Here is a 1,201-nt window from a genome sequence, read left to right as displayed (position 1 = left end):
GAGAGCCGGGCGTTGGCGAGAGCCGCCCGGATCACACGTCGCTGGGACGGGCCGTTCGGCGCGGTCAGCCCGTTGGACGCGCCGTCCTGGTTGACCGCGCTGCCCCGCACGATCGCGTGGACGGTGTGGCCGTTGCGGACGGCGTCCGACAGTCGTTCGACGAGCAGCACGCCGACGCCCTCGCCCCACGCGGTGCCGTCGGCGTCCGCCGCGAACGCCTTCACCCGGCCGTCCCTGGCCAGGCCGCGCTGCCGGCTGAACTCGACGAACGTCTCCGGGGTGGCCATCACGACGACCCCCGCCGCGAGGGCGAGTGAACATTCACCCGACCTGAGCGCCTGCCCGGCCAGGTGCAGCGCCACCAGCGACGACGAACACGCGGTGTCGATCATGAGGGAGGGGCCTTCGAACCCGAAGGTGTAGGAGACCCGTCCGGCGAGCAGGGCGCCGGTGCTGCTGCTGTGCGCGTAGTCGTGGTAGGTCATCCCGGCGAACACGCCGGTGGTGCTGCCGCGCAGCGTCGCCGGGTCGATCCCGGCCCGTTCCATGGCCTCCCACGACACTTCCAGCAGCAGCCGCTGCTGCGGGTCCATGAGCAGCGCTTCGTTGGGGCTGATGCCGAAGAACCCGGCGTCGAACCGGGCGGCGTCGTACAGGAAGCCGCCCTGGTCGACGTAGCTGGTGTCGGGGCGCGCCTCGGTGGGATCGTAGATCCGGCTCGGGTCCCAGCCGCGGTCGGCGGGAAAGCCGGCGATGCCTTCGCGGCCTTCGGCGACGAGCCGCCACAGGTCCTCGGGCGAGGTGACGCCGCCGGGGTAGCGGCACGCCATACCGACGATCGCGATCGGGTCGTCGTCGACCGCCGCGATCGGGAGCACCGGACCTTCGTCTTCGGCGCCCGCCAGTTCGTCCAGGAGATGGCCGGCGAGCACGGCCGGGGTCGGGTAGTCGAACACCAGGGTCGCCGGGAGGCGCAGTCCGGTCGCCTCGGCGACGCCGTTGCGCAGTTCGACGGCGGCGAGGGAGTCGACGCCCAGCTCCCGGAACGCCCGCTCCGGCTCGATGTCCTCGCCCCTGGCATACCCGAGGACGGCGGCCGCCTGGCGGCGCACGATCGCCAGGAGCGCGGCGGGCCACTCGGCCTCCGGGAGTCCGGACAGCAGGCTCCGCAGCGCGGCCGAACCCGCCGAGGCGTCGGCGG

1 protein-coding gene is annotated in these 1,201 nt (G+C 73.4%); it reads right to left on the bottom strand.

The annotated features are described in order from the left end of the window. Window positions 1-1,201: acyl carrier protein (locus tag ACYVE7_RS34305; protein ID WP_460370772.1), on the bottom strand; the 1,201-nt coding region annotated here is incomplete at both ends.

This window comes from Actinocorallia lasiicapitis (assembly GCF_054778695.1).
The sequence above is the reverse complement of the archived record's forward strand: the minus strand, read 5'-3'. Positions and strand labels throughout refer to the sequence as shown.